Source organism: Bacillus sp. GZB (genome assembly GCF_001975995.1).
In the GTDB taxonomy this organism is placed as follows: domain Bacteria; phylum Bacillota; class Bacilli; order Bacillales; family Bacillaceae; genus Bacillus; species Bacillus velezensis.
In genome coordinates this window covers 239,221-261,122 of sequence record NZ_MTQG01000010.1, presented here as the reverse complement: position 1 = coordinate 261,122, position 21,902 = coordinate 239,221, and the positions used below count along the sequence as shown (strand labels likewise).

At 44.8% G+C, this 21,902-nt stretch carries 20 protein-coding genes and 1 other annotated feature; of the genes, 3 read left to right on the top strand and 17 right to left on the bottom strand.

All coding sequences use genetic code 11. The features are described from left to right. Positions 1-110 precede the first annotated feature (110 nt). Positions 111-278, top strand: coding sequence for a hypothetical protein (locus BXO87_RS20760; protein ID WP_003155026.1), 168 nt, complete (start codon positions 111-113; stop codon positions 276-278). Between the two features lie 37 nt (positions 279-315). Here the strand turns inward: BXO87_RS20760 and pepF are convergent, their stop codons facing one another. The 3 genes from pepF to mecA form a co-directional block, all read right to left on the bottom strand. Then, a complete protein-coding gene (gene pepF, locus BXO87_RS01530; protein ID WP_003155028.1) occupies positions 316-2,145 on the bottom strand; it encodes an oligoendopeptidase F in 1,830 nt (609 codons plus the stop codon). A gap of 227 nt (positions 2,146-2,372) precedes the next feature. Further along, positions 2,373-3,533 carry a competence protein CoiA family protein gene (locus BXO87_RS01525; RefSeq protein ID WP_038457629.1) on the bottom strand — a complete coding sequence of 387 codons (1,161 nt, stop codon included), beginning with the start codon at positions 3,531-3,533 and terminating at the stop codon, positions 2,373-2,375. 150 nt (positions 3,534-3,683) lie between these two features. Then, positions 3,684-4,340: an adaptor protein MecA gene (mecA, locus tag BXO87_RS01520; protein ID WP_003155032.1), complete on the bottom strand. Its 657-nt coding sequence runs from the start codon at positions 4,338-4,340 to the stop codon at positions 3,684-3,686. A 275-nt stretch (positions 4,341-4,615) separates the two neighbouring features. Here mecA and BXO87_RS01515 point away from each other — a divergent pair, with 275 nt between their 5' ends. Next, entirely contained in the window at positions 4,616-5,272 is a 657-nt protein-coding gene (locus BXO87_RS01515; RefSeq protein ID WP_007610610.1) for a TerC family protein, read from the top strand. 56 nt (positions 5,273-5,328) lie between these two features. Here the strand turns inward: BXO87_RS01515 and spx are convergent, their stop codons facing one another. From spx to BXO87_RS01475, 8 genes are all read right to left on the bottom strand, one after another. After that, entirely contained in the window at positions 5,329-5,724 is a 396-nt protein-coding gene (gene spx / locus BXO87_RS01510; protein ID WP_003155034.1) for a transcriptional regulator Spx, read from the bottom strand. A 178-nt stretch (positions 5,725-5,902) separates the two neighbouring features. Continuing rightward, on the bottom strand, positions 5,903-6,481 hold the full coding sequence (locus BXO87_RS01505) for a GNAT family N-acetyltransferase (RefSeq protein ID WP_007409110.1): 579 nt from the start codon (positions 6,479-6,481) through the stop codon (positions 5,903-5,905). Positions 6,482-6,598: 117 nt separating this feature from the next. Continuing rightward, the gene (locus BXO87_RS01500; protein WP_084191224.1) at positions 6,599-7,786 is read right to left on the bottom strand and encodes a putative glycoside hydrolase; all 1,188 of its coding nucleotides are present in this window, start codon (positions 7,784-7,786) and stop codon (positions 6,599-6,601) included. Between the two features lie 106 nt (positions 7,787-7,892). Next, positions 7,893-8,810 carry an oligopeptide ABC transporter ATP-binding protein OppF gene (gene oppF, locus BXO87_RS01495; RefSeq protein ID WP_020955632.1) on the bottom strand — a complete coding sequence of 306 codons (918 nt, stop codon included), beginning with the start codon at positions 8,808-8,810 and terminating at the stop codon, positions 7,893-7,895. Further along, complete coding sequence (locus tag BXO87_RS01490; RefSeq protein ID WP_003155039.1) at positions 8,803-9,879, bottom strand: ABC transporter ATP-binding protein; 1,077 nt, start codon at positions 9,877-9,879, stop codon at positions 8,803-8,805. The genes oppF and BXO87_RS01490 overlap by 8 nt, the downstream gene beginning before the upstream one ends. Positions 9,880-9,891: 12 nt before the next feature. After that, positions 9,892-10,809: an oligopeptide ABC transporter permease OppC gene (oppC, locus tag BXO87_RS01485; protein WP_032874455.1), complete on the bottom strand. Its 918-nt coding sequence runs from the start codon at positions 10,807-10,809 to the stop codon at positions 9,892-9,894. Between the two features lie 3 nt (positions 10,810-10,812). After that, complete coding sequence (locus tag BXO87_RS01480) at positions 10,813-11,748, bottom strand: ABC transporter permease (protein WP_014417417.1); 936 nt, start codon at positions 11,746-11,748, stop codon at positions 10,813-10,815. A gap of 106 nt (positions 11,749-11,854) precedes the next feature. After that, complete coding sequence (locus BXO87_RS01475) at positions 11,855-13,489, bottom strand: peptide ABC transporter substrate-binding protein (protein ID WP_038457623.1); 1,635 nt, start codon at positions 13,487-13,489, stop codon at positions 11,855-11,857. 476 nt (positions 13,490-13,965) lie between these two features. After that, positions 13,966-14,177, top strand: a binding site (T-box leader). Between the two features lie 55 nt (positions 14,178-14,232). Between BXO87_RS01475 and trpS the strand changes: the two genes are divergently transcribed. After that, a complete protein-coding gene (gene trpS, locus BXO87_RS01465; protein WP_038457622.1) occupies positions 14,233-15,225 on the top strand; it encodes a tryptophan--tRNA ligase in 993 nt (330 codons plus the stop codon). 33 nt (positions 15,226-15,258) lie between these two features. Here trpS and BXO87_RS01460 read toward each other — a convergent pair whose 3' ends face one another. From BXO87_RS01460 to BXO87_RS01435, 6 genes are all read right to left on the bottom strand, one after another. Continuing rightward, a complete protein-coding gene (locus BXO87_RS01460) occupies positions 15,259-16,011 on the bottom strand; it encodes a YjbA family protein (RefSeq protein ID WP_038457621.1) in 753 nt (250 codons plus the stop codon). A 147-nt stretch (positions 16,012-16,158) separates the two neighbouring features. Continuing rightward, entirely contained in the window at positions 16,159-17,073 is a 915-nt protein-coding gene (gene opp4C / locus BXO87_RS01455) for an oligopeptide ABC transporter permease (RefSeq protein ID WP_007409117.1), read from the bottom strand. 20 nt (positions 17,074-17,093) lie between these two features. Then, positions 17,094-18,044 (bottom strand): ABC transporter permease, encoded by a 951-nt coding sequence (locus BXO87_RS01450; RefSeq protein ID WP_038457619.1) that lies wholly within the window; start codon positions 18,042-18,044, stop codon positions 17,094-17,096. A 66-nt stretch (positions 18,045-18,110) separates the two neighbouring features. Next, a complete protein-coding gene (locus tag BXO87_RS01445; protein ID WP_038457617.1) occupies positions 18,111-19,739 on the bottom strand; it encodes a peptide-binding protein in 1,629 nt (542 codons plus the stop codon). A gap of 77 nt (positions 19,740-19,816) precedes the next feature. Continuing rightward, positions 19,817-20,806 carry an ABC transporter ATP-binding protein gene (locus tag BXO87_RS01440; RefSeq protein ID WP_007610590.1) on the bottom strand — a complete coding sequence of 330 codons (990 nt, stop codon included), beginning with the start codon at positions 20,804-20,806 and terminating at the stop codon, positions 19,817-19,819. Beyond that, positions 20,803-21,789: an ABC transporter ATP-binding protein gene (locus BXO87_RS01435; RefSeq protein WP_038457614.1), complete on the bottom strand. Its 987-nt coding sequence runs from the start codon at positions 21,787-21,789 to the stop codon at positions 20,803-20,805. The genes BXO87_RS01440 and BXO87_RS01435 overlap by 4 nt, the downstream gene beginning before the upstream one ends. Positions 21,790-21,902 lie beyond the last annotated feature (113 nt).

The window sequence follows — 21,902 nt, the reverse complement described above, 5'->3', positions numbered from 1 at the left end:
CTTGTCGAGTTTTGACAAGCCATAAGATTAATGTTCATATTTTTGTCACAAAACATAACTGACTGCTTGTTTTCATAGAATATATCAATGAAAAACAAGGAGGGAAATCAATGCTCCGCACCGTATTGATCATCGGAATGATTGTGTTTTTCTTCTTTTTAAATCTGCTGGCCATGATGCACATGCTGCCGATTTACATTACATCTCCCCTGCTGTTTCTGTCCATATTGTTTGCCTTGTACCGGCTGAATCACAGAAAAACGTTTAAAGGGTTTTAGAAAAAGCCTGCGCAACTTATGCACAGGCTTTTTTGAATTACGAAGGGTTCACTTTCGAAAGAAGCTCTTCCATTTCGTTCAGTTTCTCTTCAAACATTTTGCAGGCCGCCTCGATCGGTTCAGGCGATGTCATATCGACTCCCGCTTTTTTCAGTATGTCGATCGGATATTCCGAGCTTCCCGCTTTTAAGAATTCGGTATAGCGCTCCACCGCAGGCTTGCCTTCTTTTAAGATCTGGCTGCTCAGCGCTTGGGCCGCACTGTAGCCTGTCGCATATTGATACACATAATAATTGTAATAGAAATGCGGAATTCTTGACCATTCCAGACTGATTTCTTTATCAATCACCATGTTGTCACCGAAATACTTTTTATTCAGATCATAATAAAGTTCGTTCAGCAGTTCAGGCGTTAGCGGCTCGCCTTCCTGCGCTTTCGTATGAATCAGATGCTCAAATTCAGCGAACATCGTCTGTCTGAACACTGTGCCTCTGAATCCTTCAAGCATGTGGTTGAGCAGGTACAGACGCTGTTTTTCATCCTTTAAGCTGTTCAGCATATATTCACCGAGCAGCGCTTCATTAGTCGTTGAAGCGACTTCAGCGACAAAAATGCTGTAGTTACCGTACGGATACGGCTGATATTTTCTCGTATAGTAGCTGTGCACGGAATGGCCGAACTCGTGAACGAGCGTAAACAGATTATTGACATTATCATGCCAGTTCATCAAGATGTACGGATTCGTGCCGTATGTACCGGACGAATAAGCACCGCTGCGTTTTCCTTTGTTTTCGTATACATCGACCCAGCGGTTTTCAAGTCCTTCTTTTAAAATAGACGCGTATTCCTCGCCCAGCGGAGCAAGTCCTTTGAGCATATAATCTTTCGCTTCCTCATATGTGACCTTCATTCCCGAATCTTTTACAAGCGGTGTGTAAAGGTCATAAATATGGACTTCATCAAGGCCGAGAACCTTTTTCCGCAGGTCAATGTAACGGTGTAATAACGGAAGATGTTTATTGATCGTTTTAATAAGGTTATCGTAAACTTCTTCAGGGATGCTGTTATTGGATAAAGCCGCTTCCCGTGCTGATTTATACTTTTTCACACGGGCGTAAAAATTATCTTTTTTCACAGTGCCGCTGAGTGTAGTCGCCATCGTGTTTTTATACTGTCCGTATGTTTTATATACGGCTTCAAATGCGTTTTTACGGACTTCACGATTGCTGCTTTCCAGGAAATTAATAAAGTTGCCGTGTGTGATTTGAGTTTCCTTGCCGTTTTCATCTTTAATCGACGGAAACGTAATATCGGCGTTATTTAAAACGCTGAATGTATTGGAAGGCGACGACAGCGCTTCTGAGGCTTCCGCAAGCAGGGCCTCTTCTTGTTCGCTCAGCACGTGCGGACGCTGTTTTGTAATTTCTTCAATTGCATGGGAGTAAAGCTTAAGCTCCTCTTTTTCCAGAATAAACTGGTGCAGCTTGTCCTCCTGAATCGCCAGAATTTCCGGTTCAATGTAAGCAGTCGCGCTGGCAGCCTGAGAATACAGGCTTGCGGCTTTGTCGTTCAGCCCTTGGTAGAAAGAATTTCCCGTATCCTGGTCTGAGCGCATATGCGCGTATGCATAAAGTTTCCCAAGGCGGTTCGTCACTTCATCCTGTGCCGTAAGCGCAGCGTATAAATTATCAGCCGAATGAGCAAGCGTGCCTTTAAAAGAAGATAAATTCGGAATTAATTCTTTAACTGCTTGAAATTCTTTATTCCAGGCCTCATCACTAGGAAAAATATCCTCTAGTCTCCATGTATGCTCTGCCTTTACTTCACTTCTGTCAGGCAGCTGTGCTGCTTTATTTTCCTCAGTCATGGTGATCCCCCTCGTTTTCTTTACTTCAAGCCAATTGAAAAAACGATTGTTTCTCCAAAAACTTGTGTTGTGATTATCTTCCGGCTTTTCACTGCCTTTTGTCAAATCATATGCGGCATATAAGACCGAGCATACCAATAATACAGTGAAAAAACGAAAACAAAATGCTTGTACGCCCCTCACATTCGCCACCACCTTGACGTTAGGGTGAACGAAATGAAGCATTCTCATTCCCCAAAAAAGAGCAGATCCCGCCGGCGCAGCTCTTCTGCCGTTTGAGGGAGCTTCCGTTGAGATGAGGGTATATATACTTCATTCTCAATTTCCCTTAAAAAATCCTGCAAGCATAAGAAATCAGCATATTGTTTTACCGCCATTCTGATAAGGCTATCTTGGGAACCATACCGCATCCGGATCTCCTTATGCCTGATTTTTTGCCGTAAATCATGAACCATGCCGGATAATCGGATCGGCGCGCCTTTTTTAGAAAGTTCCGCAAGCCGTAAGTATAAATGGCCCTGCCACACAAAAACGGGACTTGCAAACACAAAGCCCGCTGAAACGGGAATAAACACTTCAGATGGGAGAAATGGAAATGCAACCTGATGTCTTTCGTAAAAAAGACGCCGGATAAGACCGGCATCTTCAGATAAAAACCGCCCGCTTTTGTTGCGGAAGCCGGCTACGGCACGTCCCCACGAGGGAAGTCTGACGCTGTGCCGCCCTTCCGGATGACAAATGTCTTTCAGGTTTGCTTTGTGAAGAGGGATTGTGGTTAAGCCGGCATAAGAATAGCCGGTGTAAAATGGAGTGATGGAATGCAGCCTGTAAAAGGAGCGGGCGTCGGGGCAGTAAAACAGTAAGGAGGAAAATGAATTGACTTCAAAGAACTGCCAGTGAAAAGCAGAAAGCCGGAAAAATTGCGCGGCCATCCGTTTTAACCGTTTTGCCCCGATGATCCAGACCGGCCGGTACCCGGCGTTTTTCAGGCCTGCCGTCCGGCTCTTTAAAGAGTCCGCCGAAAGGTTCGCACATTGAAATTCAAAAGCCAGCCTCTCGTCTCCGCTTTCTGCCGTCAAGTCAGGCCGCTGTCCCGCGGAAGTCAGATACGGTTCCAGGCTGACACTGCACCCTTGTGTCTTGAGCCAGAGAAAAAGCTGTCTTTTTCCTTCAAGATGGTATTCGCTTTCAGGTTCGGATTCCCCGGGACACAGCCTGCTTTTTTTATGAGCGAAGTGCGGCAGTTTCTCCCGTCCCAGTTTGATATCAAGCTCACTTTTGCAAACGGGGCAGAACCAGTGTTTCTTTCTCAGCTCCGCCGCTTTTTCCTTTGAATAGCTTCCGGCCAGCTGAATGAGCCGTCCATCGGCAGTCACAGCACTGAACATGTTGCATCTTCTCCTTTCCTGAATCTTGTTGTATTCAGCAGGAAGAAGATATAATCCTGTTTGCGGATGAGAGCCATTATACGGTTTTCAGCCGTTCATCCTGTCATTCAGAACAAAAAAAACCGATTTCTGCTGAGAGAAATCGGTTTGTTATGATGCAAAGTGTTTTTTTATTGTATATAACGCATGATCAGCGATCACCAATTTTCCGTATTCTTCAAGACGGTGAATGCTGACTGATGACTCGTGCGCGTACTCCAACAGGATGCTTAGCTGATTTTCAACCTCTTCATCAGTTTGCTCATAAAAATCTGCATATAAATAATATCGGTCTTCAAACGAATACAGGGTCGTTTTAATTCCGTTAAGATTCAATTTTGATAGCGAGATGAGATCCTCAAAATCATCGAACCGCAAAGTGAACTGAAGCTTTTGCTCCTTATCTTCCCGGCTCTCGGCCTGCTCTTCTTTCTGGAAATCATCAAGTAAAGCATCGAGATTTTCATCTGCCGGCTCTTGTTTTTTATCTTCCGGGATCGGCAGTTCGAGTTTTTGTCCGTCCTTGGAAAGCTGGGCTTTTGTTACGATTATTTCCAGTCCTTTGTCCAATGCCTGAACCTGAATCCAAAGAGGACCCTCGACAGCGAATTCCTCTTCATCATGCACTTCATCCATGACTTCCCAGAACAGTTCTTCACTGCGCTCGCGATTGTACCAGATTTCTTCTCTGTCAAAACCGCGATCTTCAATATCACCATAAGACATATAAAATTTTACAGTATGCTCATTAATTCTTTCTATTTCCATTTTGCCAACCTTCCCTTCTTTATAAGATGTTGAAGGGACATCTAAGCTCCCGATGAATAGTACTTTACTACACTTTACCCATTCCGTCCACATCTTAACCTTATAGAAGACAGCGCAAATTCTTTATATTTCTATTTTATGATAAAACAGTTATAAAAGAAATAAAAAAGCATTTTCACAGCGAAAAACAGGCTTTCTCCCGGTTCCCATCATAAATAGCGCACTGCTTCATATATTAGCTGTACAAGCAATCGATCTATAAGCGAGGTGTTACCATGCCGCACGATTACCTGCTGTCCCTTCTGCTTATTATCGGGATTGACCTTATTCTCGGCGGTGACAATGCCGTCGTCATCGCGATGGCCAGCCGGAATCTGGCCCATAAACAAAGACAGCAAGCGATCATCTTCGGAACATTTATCGCAGTCGTCTTGAGGATCGTTCTGACGAGCGCTGCGGTCTATTTATTGAATGTTCCTTTTTTGCAATGCGCAGGCGGGGTATTTTTATTGTATCTCGGCTATCAGCTTCTGATTGAGAAGAAAGATGCGCAGCATGTGAAAAGCAGTTCTTCTCTTTGGAAAGCCATCCGCACAATCGTTCTGGCTGATATCTTTATGTCGCTTGACAATGTCATCGCAGTAGCCGGCGCTTCTCACGGTGAGCTGACACTTGTAGTGATCGGTCTCTTCATCTCGGTGCCGATTATCATTTGGGGCAGCAAGCTCGTTCATGCCGCCATGGAAAAAATGCCTTTATTGATGTATGCCGGGAGCGGTCTTCTCGCATTTACCGGCGGTGAAATGATTGCCAGAGACAGCAAGCTGTCATTTTTCATGGCAGAACACGGCATTATACAAATGATGCTGCCGATTTTGACCGTCGTATTTGTTATCCTCGCCAGTATGATTTACCAGCAGACTGAAAAATAAAAAAAGCCCAAACCGCGATGGTTTTGGGCTTTTTCCATGCTTATCGTAAGCTTATATCAGTTGGCAAGACGCTGTGCTTCTCTTAATTGGAAAGAACGCACTTTTCTTGGCAGGAATCGTCTGATTTCATCTTCGTTATAGCCGACTTGCAGACGTTTTTCATCAATGATGATCGGACGGCGGAGCAGTCCCGGATGCTCATTGATTAAAGTATATAAGTCTTGAAGCGGCATAGATTCAACATTTACGTTCAGTTTCTGGAATACTTTAGAACGGGTAGAGATAATTTCATCCGTACCGTCTTCAGTCATACGCAGAATCTGCTTGATCTCATCAATTGATAACGGCTCGGAGAAAATGTTTCTTTCTACAAAAGGAATCTCGTGCTCTTCAAGCCAAGCTCTTGCTTTTCTGCATGACGTACAGCTAGGTGATGTGTATAATGTAACCATTAATCTTCACTCCTCTAATTAGTAGGATGAACATGTTTGTATTCTCAAATTGAAATGACTTTAAAAAAGGAATCTTTATAGGTATTATACTATAAAAAAGTAAGTGTGAACAGTCTCCTGAGAAAAAAATGTGTCAATCCGGCAAATTTACGGCTGGCGGATGTTTCCCCATTCTCAATTAGCTCAGCTGATCGAAAATGTTTTTTCGTTTTTTCTCATCAATGACTTTGAGAACTTCATCCGTTTTTTCGTATGATTCTCCGTACCATTTTTCATCTTTATAAGTGTGAATGTTTTCATATGTCTGTTTCATTGCTTCAAACATTTCTTCTTCTGATTCCGTCTTAGGTGACCAGTACAGAATCTCCATTTTGTTCACTTCATTCGTAGCCAATGACCGGCGCCGATACCCGATTGACTGCGCGTGCTTGAAATGCTCTCTTTGATAAAAACGCAAGCGTTTCTGTGTATCCGTGTCATCCTCGTCAACAGGCTCCACCTCAAGCAGAATCGGCTTGTTTTTCTTTTTCAGCCTGCCGATCAGCTTGCTTCCGAGGCCTTGTCCTCTGGATTTCTTTGACACAAACAGGTAATCAATAAAGATGAAAGAGTCAAATTCCGCATACATCAGCACGTGGTACTGCCCCTCTTCTTTATGATAAACATCGCTTTGCTCCTTTAACAGAGCTTCCATATGCGCTTTTGATTTCATTTCTTCAATCGGAAAATATTCACTCAGCTTTTCGTACCAGTTCATTCATTTGCTCCTTATGGGTTCGTTGTCTTCACACTTTTAGATATACCCCATTTCCGATTGTTTAAACAATCTTACATCTATTAAGACGTGTGATCCTTTAACATGGTTTCAATTTTTTTAAAATGGTGTGTAATCGACGTTTTTGGTATAGCGGTTTGCCGCGTCCCACAATAAAAATTCGTCAATTCCTTCATCATGCAGCGCTTTAACCTGGTCTTCCACCTGGCGTTTCCCGTACTTTTGATAATTTCCGCTGCCGAGATATGATGCCGTGAAGTCCTGAAGCCACGGACGCGATACAGGCGGGTGTTTCAGCTTAGACAGTTTTTTATTTTCCACCTTTGCGTATTCTTTGACGACTTTGTAAGGCTCAAGATCCGGTTTATCAATGCCGAAATAGCTTGTCCAATGGCTCGGGTAAATCATGGATGAAATGACATCGACCTGTTCTGAAATTTTGCTGAAATTCTGGCCGATACCAGGCGCTTCCGGCAGCGTGGCTGAATAGCCGAAAATATCAACCGACACATCCGCACCGTACGGCTTGAGTTTTTTCTTCGCATAACCGACAAAATCGGTGACGGCATGAACGCGTTTTTGCACATTGCTGTCTGCTGTTTTTCCGTAATCGCCGTGACCGTATGTCAGTTCGTCATCACGTTTTTCAAATCCTTCAGGAAAACGGACATAATCAAACTGAATTTCTTGAAAACCCATCTTTACGGCTTGTTTTGCAATCTTTACATTGTAATCCCATACTTCTTTCATAAACGGATTGACGAACGATTCGCCGCGGCCGTTTTTCCAGACACTTCCGTTTTTTTCTTTAAAAGACCACTCCGGCTTTTTGTTCGCGAGTTCGCTGTCTTTAAATACGACAATACGCGCGATCGGATAGATCTTTTTTTCCTCCAGCTTTTTCATCATCTTTTTTGGGTCTTTGATGTACGGCTTGGCGATTTTGGCATACTCAGAATGGCCGTCCGGCTTAAAGGTGAGGTTTCCGTTGTCATCCTTGACATCAATCACCATTGTATTGAGCTCCGTTTTGTCCACAAAGTCTGTCAGCTCCCCGAATTTGCTTCCTCCCGCTGAATGCCCTGTGACGTAAATGCCCCGCACCTTATCAGGATGTGAAAAATGCAGGCCTGACGGATAAGCGAACCGTGCATTTGATTTCGGCAGTTCTTTTTCGGCCAGCGCTATTTTTACAAGCGGCTGCTCCTCTTTCGCAGCGGCGTGGGCCGGATAAGCGGCTGCACTGATAAACAGTCCCGCACAAATGGCGCACAAAATGGTTTTCATACTGATCTCCCCCTTTTTTTCCATTATAGAAAAACGGGAGCAGGCTTAATAAACTTGAATGTGCGCAAAAAAATCCTCCAAGACTGAGTCTTGGAGGATGATACGTTTATAGATAGGTTTTAAATTCAGCTTCTGTGCACATGACAAAATGTCCCGGTTTCACTTCTCTGAATTCCATTTTTTCTCCGTCTTGCAGCTGATGAACTGCCGGATCGTATTTCTTTCGCGTGCGATTTCTTTCATAGTCCGGATCAGGGAGCGGGATAGCGGACAGCAATGATTTCGTGTATGGGTGAAGCGGGTTTTCGTAAAGCTCATCCGCCGGCGCAAGCTCCACCAATTTTCCGAAATACATGACGCCGATGCGGTCGCTGATGTATTTGACCATTGATAAATCATGGGCGATAAACAGGTAAGTGAGCCCTTTTTCTTTCTGCAATTCTTTCATTAAATTGACGACTTGCGCCTGAATGGAGACGTCAAGCGCCGAAATCGGTTCGTCCGCGATGATAAACTCCGGATCAACCGCCAGCGCTCTGGCGATTCCGATACGCTGTCTCTGTCCGCCCGAAAATTCATGCGGGTAGCGGTTGGCGTGCTCTTTATTTAAACCGACCGTTTCCAGCAGTTCGTGAACCCGCTGCATCCGCTCTTTTTTCGTTTTTGCCAGGCGGTGAATATCTATTCCCTCGGCAATAATGTCGGCGACTGTCATTCTCGGATTTAAAGATGCGTACGGATCCTGGAAAATCATCTGCATTTTCCGGTTAAACTCCAGCAGCTTCTTGCGGGATTTTTTCCCGTGGACATTTTCCCCGTTAAAGAGAACTTCCCCGCCGGTTGCCTCATACAGCCGGATAATGCTGCGGCCCGTCGTTGATTTACCGCAGCCTGATTCTCCGACAAGGCCGAGCGTTTCGCCTTTATAAATATCAAATGACAAATCATCTACGGCTTTTACCGTTCCTTTTTGCGTGAAAAAATGCTGTTTTAAGTGTTTGATTTCGAGAAGCTTCTCAGTCATTTTTTTCACCTTCCTTCATTAAAACAGGATGCTGATACGTATTCGGAAGCTGACGGATTTTAGCCTTCACCGCTTCAGGCGGCTCGACCTTAGGCGCATCAGGATGCAGAAGCCACGATTTCACGAAATGCGTATCTGACACTTTATACATCGGCGGTTCCTGTTCAAAGTCGATTTTCATCGCATATGAGCTGCGGAGCGCAAATGCATCCCCTTTCGGAGGATTCGTCAGATCAGGCGGCGTGCCCGGGATGGCCGTCAGTTTTTCCTGATCGGTGCTGTCCAGGCTGGGCATTGAGGCAAGCAGTCCCCACGTATACGGATGGCGCGGATCATAAAAGATTTCATCCACCGTGCCCGATTCGACGACTTGACCTGCGTACATGACGGCGACCCGGTCGGCGACATTGGCGACAACGCCGAGATCATGCGTGATAAAAATGATAGACGTATCAATTTTCTTTTGCAGATCTTTCATCAGCTCAAGGATCTGTGCCTGAATCGTCACATCAAGCGCCGTTGTCGGTTCATCGGCAATTAACAGTTTCGGATTTGCCGCAAGCGCCATCGCGATGACGACACGCTGCCTCATTCCGCCTGAAAATTCATGGGGGAATTGGCCGATCCGTTTTTCGGGCATCGGAATTCCGACGAGATCAAGCAGCTCTATGGCGCGCTTTTTCGCCGCTTCACTTGAGATTTTTTCATGTTTGAAAAGCACTTCCGTAATTTGTTTGCCGACTCTCATCGTCGGGTTCAGAGAGGTCATCGGATCTTGGAAAATCATTCCGATGTCCTTTCCTCTGATAGCCTGCATTTCTTTTTCAGACATCGGCACGATATCGCGTCCGTCAAAAAGAATCTGTCCTCTTTTAAAGTAGCCCGGCGGCATCGGGATCAGTTTCATAATCGCTTGGGAGGTCACACTTTTTCCGGAACCCGACTCCCCCACGATCGCAAGCGTCTCTCCTTTATTCAAATGGAAATTCACGCCGCGGATTGCCTGTACCTCTCCGCCGTATGTTTTAAATGAAATGGCTAAGTCTTTTACTTCTAGCAAGCGTGTCACTCATATCACTCCTTATTTGCGTAACTTAGGATCCAGCGCGTCTCTTAACCCGTCGCCGACAACGTTAAAGCCGAACATCGCCAGGCAGATAAAGCCGGCAGGGAAGAACAAACGCCAAGGGTAATAGGTTAATGCAGGCAATCCGTCTGAGGCCATCGTTCCCCAGCTCGCAAGCGGCGCAGGTACGCCGAGGCCCAAATAACTTAAAAACGCTTCTGTAAAAATCGCCGTCGGAACCGTCAGTGTCATCGTTACGAGGATAGAGCCCATCGCGTTCGGGACGATATGCTTAAACAACAGCCGGCCGGTTTTGGCGCCGAGTGTCTGTGAAGCAAGCACATACTCCTGATTCTTTAATTGCAGCACCTGTCCGCGGACGATTCTCGCCATATTGATCCAGCCCGTGATCGTCATGGCGACGATAATGGTCAGCAATCCTTTCGGCAGGACAACCATCAGCAAAATAACCATTAATAAGGAAGGAACAGCCCACAGAATGTCGGCGATGCGCATCATCACTTCATCTGTGCGTCCGCCGCGGAATCCGGAAATGCTGCCCCAGATTACGCCGATTAATAAATCAAGCACGGCAGCTGCGACACCGATAAAGATGGAAATCCGCGCGCCCACCCATGTACGGACGAATATATCCCTTCCAAGGTCATCCGTGCCGAACCAATGATCTTTCGACGGTGCTTTATCCGCATTTAATAGATTGGTAGTGGCATAATCATACCTTGAAAAGAAAGGCGCTAAAATCGCCATCAGAATAATAAGAACGATCAGTACGAGCCCGACCATCGCAAGCTTATTGCTGCGGAAGCGGAGCATGGCGTCTTTCCAGAGGGAAAGGCTTTTTTTATTTATTTTTTCGGCATCGCCGGCATTAGCTGAAGCTGGTTCAAACATATTTTTAGGAATGTTCTGCATGGTCTAGGCTCCTTTCTTTGCTTTGGAAAGCTTGATTCTCGGATCGATTAATCCGTACAGCACGTCTACAATTAATACGCATAAAAGCAGGAGCACGCTGAAGAACACGGTAACTCCCATAATGACCGTATAATCACGGTTTGTAATGCTGTTTACAAAATGCGCGCCTAATCCGGGAATTCCGAAAATGGATTCAATGATGAAACTTCCCGTTAAAATGGATGCCGCCATCGGCCCCATATATGTCACGACCGGCAAAAGCGCGTTTCGCAGCGCATGGCGCACGGTGACTGACGGACGGGAAAGTCCTTTAGCTTTTGCAGTCCGTATGTAATCGCTGTTTAACACTTCAATCATGCTTGAACGGGAGAGTCTGGCAATGAACGCCATCGGCATGGAAGCGAGCGCAATAGAGGGCAGAAAGGTGTATGCCCAGGATTCCCACCCTGCGACCGGGAACAGTTCTAATTTAATTGAGAAAATATATTGCAAAATCGTCGCCAATATAAAGCTCGGAACTGAGATCCCAAAGATCGTTAAAATCGCAATGGTATAATCCTGCCATTTATTATGGTACAGGGCAGCAAGCACCCCGAAAAGCACACCGAACGCTAAAGCGAGGAGAATAGCTTCTGCACCGAGAGTGAATGAAACGGGGAAGCCTGAATTGATTAAATCATTAACACTTTGGCCTTTATATTTAAAAGAAGGTCCGAAGTCCCACATCGCCACAGATTTTAAGTAGCTGGCATATTGAACGAAAAGAGGCTTGTCCAGGCCATAGTGTTCGTTTAAGTTTGCCTCAATTTCAGGCGGCAGCTTTCTTTCGCCGGAAAATGGTCCGCCCGGCGCTGCCTGCATTAAGAAGAATGTGGCGGTCACAATCACAAACAATGTGATGATCATGTAAATGAAACGTTTACCGATATATTTCAGCAAGGTGAACACCTCCATGTTTTTTACAATTTTATACTTAATCAGCAAGAAAGGTATATGGGGACATCCTCCCCATATACCTTGGGTCTTTTGTTTTCAGAACCGTCTTTTATTCAAAAGAAGCGTTTCTGAAGTAAACTTCGCCTGTTCCTGTCAAGATCACATTTTTGAGGTTTTTATCCTGCACCCAAGGATCCGTATAGAAATAAACTGGCGCGACCGGCATTGCGTCAATAAAGATCTTTTCTGCTTTTTTCAGCTCTTCGATACGTTTATCCGGATCCGTTTCAAGTTGAGATTGGTTCAGCAGCTTTTTAAACTCAGGATCTTCCCATCCGGTATCATTGTTTCCGCCTTCTTTATCACGGAACAATTCAAGGAAGTTGATCGGATCGTTGAAATCGCCGAGCCAGCCCATACGCCCGATTTGGTAGTTCTGGCTGTGCAGCTTGTCGATGTAAACATTCCATTCGGAGTTATCAAGCTCAACTTTGACGCCCAAGTTCTTTTTCCACATTTCCTGTACGGCCTGCGCGATTTTCGCATGCGCGTCATCTGTATTAAAGGACAGTTTGATCGCCGGAAGGTCAGAGGCATTCTTAACGCCTAATTCCTTCAGTCCTTTATTTAAGAATTCTTTAGCTGATTTGACGTCATTGTCTTTGAAATAACCTTTTGTGTTATCCTTGAATCCCTTCATTGACGGCGGCACCGCAGCCATGGCCGGGATTTGTTCGCCCTGCGTTACATTTTTCACGATGGACGAGCGGTCGATCGCATAAGCAAGGGCTTTACGGATGTTGACATTGTTCAGCGGTTTCTCTTCGGTGTTGAATTTGTACCAATACACGCCTGCGATCGGTTCAACATGAAGAGATCCGTCTTTTTTCAATGTCGGCAGAGATTCAGTCGGAAGCTGGCCGAGCGGCATTCCTGCCCAGTCAAGCTCACCGGCCTGGAATTTTTTCAGTTCGGTGTTGTTATTGTTAATCATCACCATGTTGATTTTCTTCAATTTCACAGCGTCTTTATCCCAATATTGATCGTTCTTTTCGAGCGTGATGGAACCGCTGTGTTTCCAGGCCGTCATTTTGAACGGGCCGTTTGACACATAATTTTCGCCCGCGTTTGTGTTCCAGTTTTTATGTTTTTCCGCAATTTTCTTGTTGACCGGCATATACGTATAGAATGAAGTTAATTGCGTGAAATAAGGTGTCGGGTTATTCAGTTCAACCTTTAATGTTTTGTCATTTACGGCTTTTACGCCTACATCATCAATTTTGCCTTTTCCTGTATTGGCAGCTTCAGCGCCTTTGATGTAGTAGAGCTGATAAGCGTATTGTGATTCGTTGTTCGGGTCAAGCGCCCATTTCCACGCATATTCAAAATCCTGCGCCGTCACAGGGTCGCCGTTAGACCATTTCGCACCGTCACGAATCGTAAATGTATAGGTCTTTCCGTCTTTACTTGTTTCAATTTTAGATGCCATTCCTTCTTCAGGCTCACCTTTGGAGTTTACGCGTGTCAATCCTTCAAAAGTCTGTCGGATTACGCCTCCTGACACGGAATCATTCGCTAAACCCGGATGCAGTGAGAACGGCTCGGTTTTAATATTGATATTAAGTGAAGTCTGTCCTTTGGTGTCTTTTTTACCGCCGCCTGATCCACCGCTGAATCCGCCGCACGCACTTAATACAAGCGAAAAGATAAGCATCAAACCTACAATAGACCAACGCTTTTTCATGCACTAACCCCCTAATCAAATTTTTCAGCCTTTACTACTAAATACTCAGAAATATCAGACAAAATAACTTAATATTTTTCTAAACTTTAATTGTGTTCCGTCTTTTCTGATTATTTTATGTAAAGAAGCTGTAACAATAGAGTGAACAAGTTCATTATAATGAAATGAATAATTTATTGCAATACTATTTTCTCAATTTAAAATATTTAAATTTGGTCAGTTTTTCTGTCAAAAAGGTGATACACTTCTATAGTTTAAAGCATGACCTAACTAAATTTTTTTATTGCAATTTCCAGTTCATATTGCTTTTTACATATAATATTCGTTATACGAAATGTTGATATACGTTATCATTTAAGCATTTTCAGTTCTTTTTGAGGATTTCCATCCCTTAAGCAAACTGGAAATAAGCTTGTATTCCTCTGATGACATTTGGCTATAATTGATTTATAATAGATCAATCAAATACATTTGTTGTGATTGCGATGATGAAGAATAGTACACATTTTCACCCGTTTGAAGAGAGTCTGCGGTGCTGGGAGCAGGTAACGGGCAATGTGGAATGGACTTCTGAGCAGCTGACCGAACGTTAGTAGGCCCAGCCGGAGCAGCCTCCGTTACCAACGTCTCGAGCGATTCCATTGTAATGGAATAATCAGGGTGGCACCACGGTTCATTCGTCCCTTTTTTCTACGGGAAGAATGGGCTTTTTTTATTATGTTTTAAGAAATGAGGTAAGAACTATGAAGAAAACGATTTTTTCTGGCATTCAGCCGAGCGGTTCCGTTACCCTCGGCAACTACATCGGCGCAATGAAACAATTTGTCGATTTGCAGCATGACTACAACGGCTACTTCTGCATTGTCGATCAGCATGCGATTACGGTTCCGCAGGATCGGCTTGAACTGCGGAAGAACATTCGCAATCTCGCGGCTCTTTACGTGGCCGTCGGACTTGACCCCGAGAAAGCGACCCTCTTTATCCAGTCGGAGGTTCCCGCTCATGCCCAGGCGGGGTGGATGCTCCAATGCGTCGCATATATCGGCGAGCTTGAGCGGATGACGCAATTTAAAGATAAGTCAAAGGGCAAAGAAGCCGTCGTGTCAGGACTGTTAACCTATCCGCCGCTGATGGCCGGCGATATTTTACTGTACGGAACGGATCTTGTTCCGGTCGGAGAAGATCAAAAACAGCATCTTGAACTGACCCGCAACCTGGCGGAACGCTTTAATAAAAAATACAATGACATCTTCACGATTCCTGAGGTGAAAATTCCTGAATCAGGCGCGCGCATCATGTCACTGGCTGATCCGCTCAAAAAAATGAGCAAATCAGATCCGAACCAAAAGGCATTTATCACGCTGCTTGATGAGCCGAAGCAGCTCGAGAAGAAAATCAAGAGCGCCGTGACTGATTCTGAAGGCATTGTAAAGTATGATAAAGAAAACAAACCGGGTGTTTCTAATCTTTTGACGATCTATTCTATTTTAGGAAACACATCAATTGAAGAATTAGAAGCTAAATATGAAGGCAAAGGGTACGGTGAATTCAAAAGCGATTTAGCCGAAGTCGTTATCGGCGCATTGACACCGATCCAAGAGCGCTACCGTGAATTAATTGAGAGCGACGAGCTTGACCGCATTCTCGACGAAGGAGCGGCGCGCGCAAACAAAACGGCCGGCAAAATGGTGAAGAAAATGGAAAACGCCATGGGTCTCGGACGGAAAAGAAGATAAAGAAAAGAGGCGGGGATTCTCCCGCCTCTTTTTTTAGTTCACTTTTGATTCCTGCTCCATTTCCCAAAGCTTTTCGAAAAACGGCTGCCCTTTAATCAAATTTTCACAGAACGCAAGATGTTTATCCGACCAGCCTTCAATTGTTTCATTGTAAAGCATGTCCCAGATCTCTTCAAAGCTCATCCGTTTGATCTGCTCATACATATGCGGATTCCATTCCGTGTACCAATACACAATTTCCGCACGGTTTTTCAGCCCTTTCAGCTGGTCGAGCGCCATAAACATCAGCTGCTTGATCTGCCGCTCTTTTCTCGTCAGCCCTCTGACGTGCTCCGGCGCCAATGACAAAATGTGATATTCCTTTGAAGACTCCAATTGCGCCGGCACAAATTGAAACGATTCCGGTTCTACATCCTTTACCATTTCATAAACAAGCTGCTCCTGTCTCGGAATCAGGCGGCTCTTTCTGACCGGAATGGTATATCCGATCGTATCCACGGCAATGATGCCGATCCCGTCTGTCACGACAAAACAGTACTCCAGCTTTGTCCGCTCATGATTTTTTCGCACGTATGACTTTTGGTGGACTTGGTCAAGCAGCTCTTTCGGAAGCTCTGATAAGTCGTTTTCTATGTAATGAAATAATACCGACGGCACTCTGAGCAGCGGCGTCTGATCCAAAAGCTCAACCGTGTCTTCCTTCCGCCATTCGTGAAAATGGCATACATTGTAGCCGTTTTCTTCCCCTTCAAACCAATTGACCCATACATCATGAAGAAATAACATATTCGACCCCTCACTTTATAAAAACTGTTGTCCACAGTATAGGCAAGGGGTAGATAAATTATTCCATTTTAATATGAGATTTCCGCAATACGGAGCTGGATTTCCGACTGCATTGCAACAAAAAAATCTCCCGTTCCGTCCGGGAGATCATTTCACATTTTTCGGATCAAGCGCATCACGCAGCCCGTCTCCGACAAAGTTAAAGCACAATACGGTAAGAAGGATCAACAAACCCGGGAATAACGGATACCACCAAGCCTGAATCATAAGCGTAAAGTTCTGTGCATCCTGAAGCATATTGCCCCAGCTTGCGATCGGCGGCTGAATCCCGAAACCGAGATAACTTAATGTAGATTCCGCCAAAATAACCGTTCCCACCTTTAATGTGGCTGAGACAATAATCGGTCCGAGCGCATTCGGCAATATATGAGAAAAGATGATGTGATGATTTTTTGTACCGATCGTCTTTGCAGCTAATACAAACTCTCTGGAACGAAGCGATAAAAACTCCCCTCGGACAAGACGTGCCGTTGTTGTCCAGCCTGTAAGGGAGAAAATTAAAATTAATTTATCCATTCCGGGCTGAAAAATCGTAACAAGTGTAATAAGCAAAAATATATCAGGTATGGATAATACGATATCAACGGTTCTCATGAGAACGGCATCGACAATCCCTTTAAAATATCCGGCAACGGCTCCGACAACTGTCCCGATTGTAATCGCGCCGATCACAGAAGCGAATCCGACAAGCAAGGAGACGCGCGCCCCGTACAGAACCCTCGTAAAGATGTCTCTTCCGAATTTATCAGTTCCCATTAGATGTTTTAAGCTCGGCGGCTTCAAACGATTGATAAGAGATTGACTCTCCGGAGAGTAAGGAGCGATTACCGAAGCGAATAAGGCTGACAAGATGATGATGGTTAATATAACGGCTCCGATTACAGCTAGTTTATTTTGAAAGAACTTTTCGAAAAAAATCTTCGTCATTGTTTCCGGTTTGGATTGAATATTTTCCTTTAATTTTACTTCGCTGGGGGGTGTGCCGGTATTTGGCTGTAACATTTGACTCTCACCTCTCTTTGTTAATATTCAATGCGGGGATCAACCAGCGCATATAAGATGTCCGCAATTAAATTCCCCACTACAACCAAAACAGCTGAAATGACTGTCATGGCCATGATAACCGGATAATCCCGCGAAAAGGCTGAATCAATAAACAATTTGCCGAGACCCGGCCAAGTAAAAATCTGTTCTACCACTACCGCTCCCCCGATAAATGACGGTATCATCAGACCAAAAATAGTGATGACAGGAAGAAGTCCGTTTCTCAAACCGTGTTTAAAAATCACTTTATTATCTCGGAATCCTTTCGCACGCGCCGTTCGTATATAATCCTGTTTTAACACATCAAGCATACTGGATCTTGTGTATCTCGTTATCCCTGCCATGTCTGCCGTGGCGAGCACAAAAGCAGGCAGAATCAAGTGATGCAATCGGTCAAATATGTTAAAGTCAGCATTCAAAGTGCTTACTCCGCCAGTGGGAAACCACCCCAGATTTACAGATAAAACCATGATTAAAAGCAAACCGAACCAAAAATTCGGTATGGCAAGCCCTAAAAATGAAGTAACAGTTATCCCGTAGTCCAATTTTGAATAAGGACGCTTCGCTGACAGAACGCCAAATGGAATAGAAATAAGAAGAGCGACAAGGGTTGAGAAAAGCATTAGCACAATCGTATTCGGTAAACGGGATAAAATAAGTTCAGAAACTGGAGTGCCTTTCTTGACGATAGAAGTCCCGAAATCCCCTTGCAGCATATTCCCCAGCCATTTCACATATTGAACAGGTTCCGGATCATTCAACCCGTATTTTTCAATGAATTTCTCCCTGTCCGCTTGACTGATTGTAGGGTCCATCATAAGTGACATCGGATCTCCCGGCGCTGCTTTCATGATGGCAAACGACAAAATTGTAATGCCTAAGAGAATCGGCAAGGACATTAATGTTCGCCGTAAAATATATGTAACCATATTCTTGTCCCCTTTTTAAATAGGATAAGAGAGGAAAGGAACCTCCTTCCCTCTCCAGGGCTTTTGCTATTTTTGATCCAGCCACCATTTTTCAATATTGTACAAGTCATTTTTAGGGTGGAATACATAGCCTTGTAAATTATTCGGCATCGCTCTGTGGTAATTGTAATAGAATAAGAAGCTGTACGGCTGATCTTCAGCAATCAATTTGTATATCTCTTCATATTTCTTTTGGTATTCTTTTCTGTCTGTAATTGTCTTCGCTTCTTCAAGCAGCTTGTCGACTTTCGGGTTTTTATACCAGATATTATTCAGCCCGTTTTTCGATTGGCTTGAATGGAAGATAGAGAACTGATCCGGGAACGTTGCAAGACTCCATCCGAGAAGAAGAGCGTCATAATCCCAATTAGGGGCACTTGTCTGTTCAATTAACGCACTGAATTCAACAATTCGCGGTTTAGCCTCAATTCCCACTTCTTTTAGTTGCTGCTGAACGACAACAGCTAAATCTTCACGAATTTTATTGCCTTGGTTCGTTTTAATTTCAAACGAGAATTTTTTTCCGTCTTTATCAAGGTAGCCGTCACCGTCATGGTCTTCCCATCCGGCTTCTTTTAGCAGCTGCTTTGCTTTCTTCGGATTATAATCAAATGTCGGCACTTTAGACTTCGGATAATTCCATGACAGCGGACTCTCAGGAACATCTGCTACCTTACCGTCTCCGTTCAGCACTTGATCCACCATTGCCTGCCTGTCAAGAGCGTAAGTCAATGCCTGACGCACTTTTTTGTCCTTAAAGATCTCTTTTTTCTCATTCCAGCCGATATAGCTGTAGTTTAAGCCAAGATCAGATTTGACCTTCACATTTCCAAACGTTTTAACCGTATCAAAATCTGTGCCCGGCACAACGAAGAAATCAATATCCCCCGCTTTTAACTGAGCCACGGCAGCGTTAGAATCAGGTATTGTTTTTACTGTCACTGTATCAAGGTAAGGTCTGCCGCCAAAGTAATCATCATTTGCTTCCAGTTTGACGTACTCGCCCTTTTTCCACTCAACAAACTTAAACGGACCGGAGCCGATTGGATTTTTACGGTTAAATTCATTCTCTCCCAGATCAGCAACCGGGACCTTACCCAATATATGTTTAGGCAAAATGCCGTAACTGTCGAGAACGACATTATAGAAATAGGCATCTTTTTTCTTCATTTTAAACTGAATTTCATATTTTCCTTTTTTCGTTACGGATTTAAGGGACTCAAAACCCGAGCCACGCTCACCGTTGTAATCTTTGTTAAGAGGGATGCTGTAGGTGAAAACAACATCATCGGCCGTCAGCTCTTTTCCATCATGGAATTTAACGCCTTTTTTCAGTTTTACATCATACGTTAATCCCCCGTCAGCTTCTGTTACTTTTTCAGCCAGCGACGGCTTGACGTTTAATTTCTCATCAGTTTCCAATAATGTGCTGTAAATCATTCCTTCAATATCAGAACTTGCAACATCGGTAGAATAAAGTGGATTAAAAAGTGTGGGTTCCCCGGTTGACCCGACAACCAAATCTCCGCCTTTTTGCGGTTTTCCTGCCGGTTTGGATTCGGTGCTTGTGGATTTTGAGCCGGAGCAGGCGGACAGGAAGATGGCGAGCGCCATAAAAACACTTAGCATCATCAGTGCGCTTTTACGTAATTTCATATCAATTCCCCCTTTGTGATATATATGCAGCAAACTGGTTATGTAATCCGGCATACCCCCTCTCGATGCTTGTCATTTCAGGCATATAAATGGCAGGCGACGTAATGGCCGGGAGCGGCTTCTTCAAATGCCGGGATTTGTTCCTTGCAGATCGGTTTGGCCATTGGGCACCGCGTGTGGAACACGCAGCCTTTCGGCGGGTTTGCCGGGCTTGGCAGTTCTCCTTTCAGGATGATTCGTTCCCGCTTGACGGCGTCTTTTTTTCTCGTGACGGGCACTGAAGACAAAAGCGCTTGCGTATAAGGGTGAAGCGGATTGCCGTACAGCTCGTGTTTATCGGTCAGCTCCATCATTTTTCCCAGATACATGACGCCGACTCTGTCGCTGATATGGCGGACAACACTCAAATCATGAGAAATAAACAAATAGGTCAGGTTGAATTCTTCCTGCAGTTCTTCCATCAGATTGATGACCTGGGCCTGAATGGAGACATCGAGTGCGGAAACGGGTTCATCCGCAATAATCAGCTCGGGATTCAACGTCAGAGCCCGCGCAATCCCGATCCGCTGGCGCTGCCCCCCGGAAAATTCATGCGGATAGCGGTTTGCAAAGCTCGGATGAAGGCCGACTTTCGCCAGCAGCTCCTCCACTCGCTCGTTCCGCTCGCTCATGCTGTACATATGGTGAGTCTGGAACGGCTCTTTAATAATTGAACGCAGCGTTTTCCTCGGGTTAAGGGATGCGAAGGGATCTTGGAAGACCATCTGGATGTTTTTGCGGACGCTTTTTCTCAGCTTTTCTTCAGATAAGCCTGAGATATCCTGACCCTTAAAAAGAATTCGGCCGTCTGTCGGCTTGTATAAACGGATCATCGTCCTTCCCGCCGTTGATTTGCCGCATCCTGATTCACCGACGATGCCGAGCGTCTCCCCGCGCTTCAGTGAAAAAGAAACGCCGTCAACAGCCTTTATATCACCGACTTTCCTTTGAAAAAAACCGGAGCGGATCGGGAAATATTTTTTTACGTCTTTCAGCTCTAAAATCGTTTCTTGGCCTGCAGCTGTCATTTTGATTGGGCACCCTCTTCCTCATATAAAAAACATCTTACAGAACGGCCGCTTTCATGCGTTATCAGCTCCGGCTGCCCTGTTTTGCATTTGTCCATCACTTTTGAACACCTCGGGGCGAATCGGCAGCCTTCCGGAAGATTATCCGGTGTCGGGACACTGCCTTTGATCGCTTTTAATGTATCAATCTCTCCATCTATCACCGGTATGGAGTTTAACAGCCCTTCAGTATACGGATGAAGAGGGTTTAAAAATAAGTCCTCCACACTCGCGCTCTCTACGACTTGTCCGCAGTACATCACGATCACCCTGTCGGCGGCTTCGGAAACCACACCTAAATCGTGAGTGATCAGCAGAATGGAAGTATCGAATTTTTTGCAGAGGTCTTTCATCAGCTCCAATACTTGGGCTTGTATCGTCACATCAAGCGCCGTCGTCGGCTCATCAGCGATCAGAAGCTTCGGATTGCAGCTGAGCGCGATGGCGATCATCACCCTCTGTCTCATCCCTCCGGAAAGACGGTGCGGATATTCTTTCATCACTTGTTCCGCTCTGGAGAATCCGACGAGTTCCAGAAGCTCAACGGCTTTTTTAGCCGCTTCTCTTTTATTCATTTTTTTATGGTATTCAAGCACTTCGGTAATTTGTTCGCCGATGGTCAGCACCGGATTCAGGGAAGTCATGGGCTCCTGAAAGATCATAGAGACGTCATTTCCGCGGATTTTGCAATATTCGTTTTCGGTGAAGGAGGCCAGGTCCCTGCCTTCAAGCTTAATCGAGCCGTCCATAATTTTTCCGCCCGAGCCTTGGACAAGTCCCATAATAGAAAGCGAGGTGATGCTTTTGCCCGAGCCGGATTCTCCTACAAGAGCGACGGTTTCGCCTTTGTTAATGTGAAAATCAACCCCGTCGACTGCGGGGATCGGCTGTTTCTTTCTGAAAAAATAGGTCTTTAAATTATTCACTTCTAATAGTGTGCTCATGATACGCCCCTTTCTCATTCCGCTGAAGCAGAGGGAAACATACGTTTCGCTATCACAAAATATAGAATAGTCGAAAAATTTTATAGTTGTATATTATTACATCATTATTACAA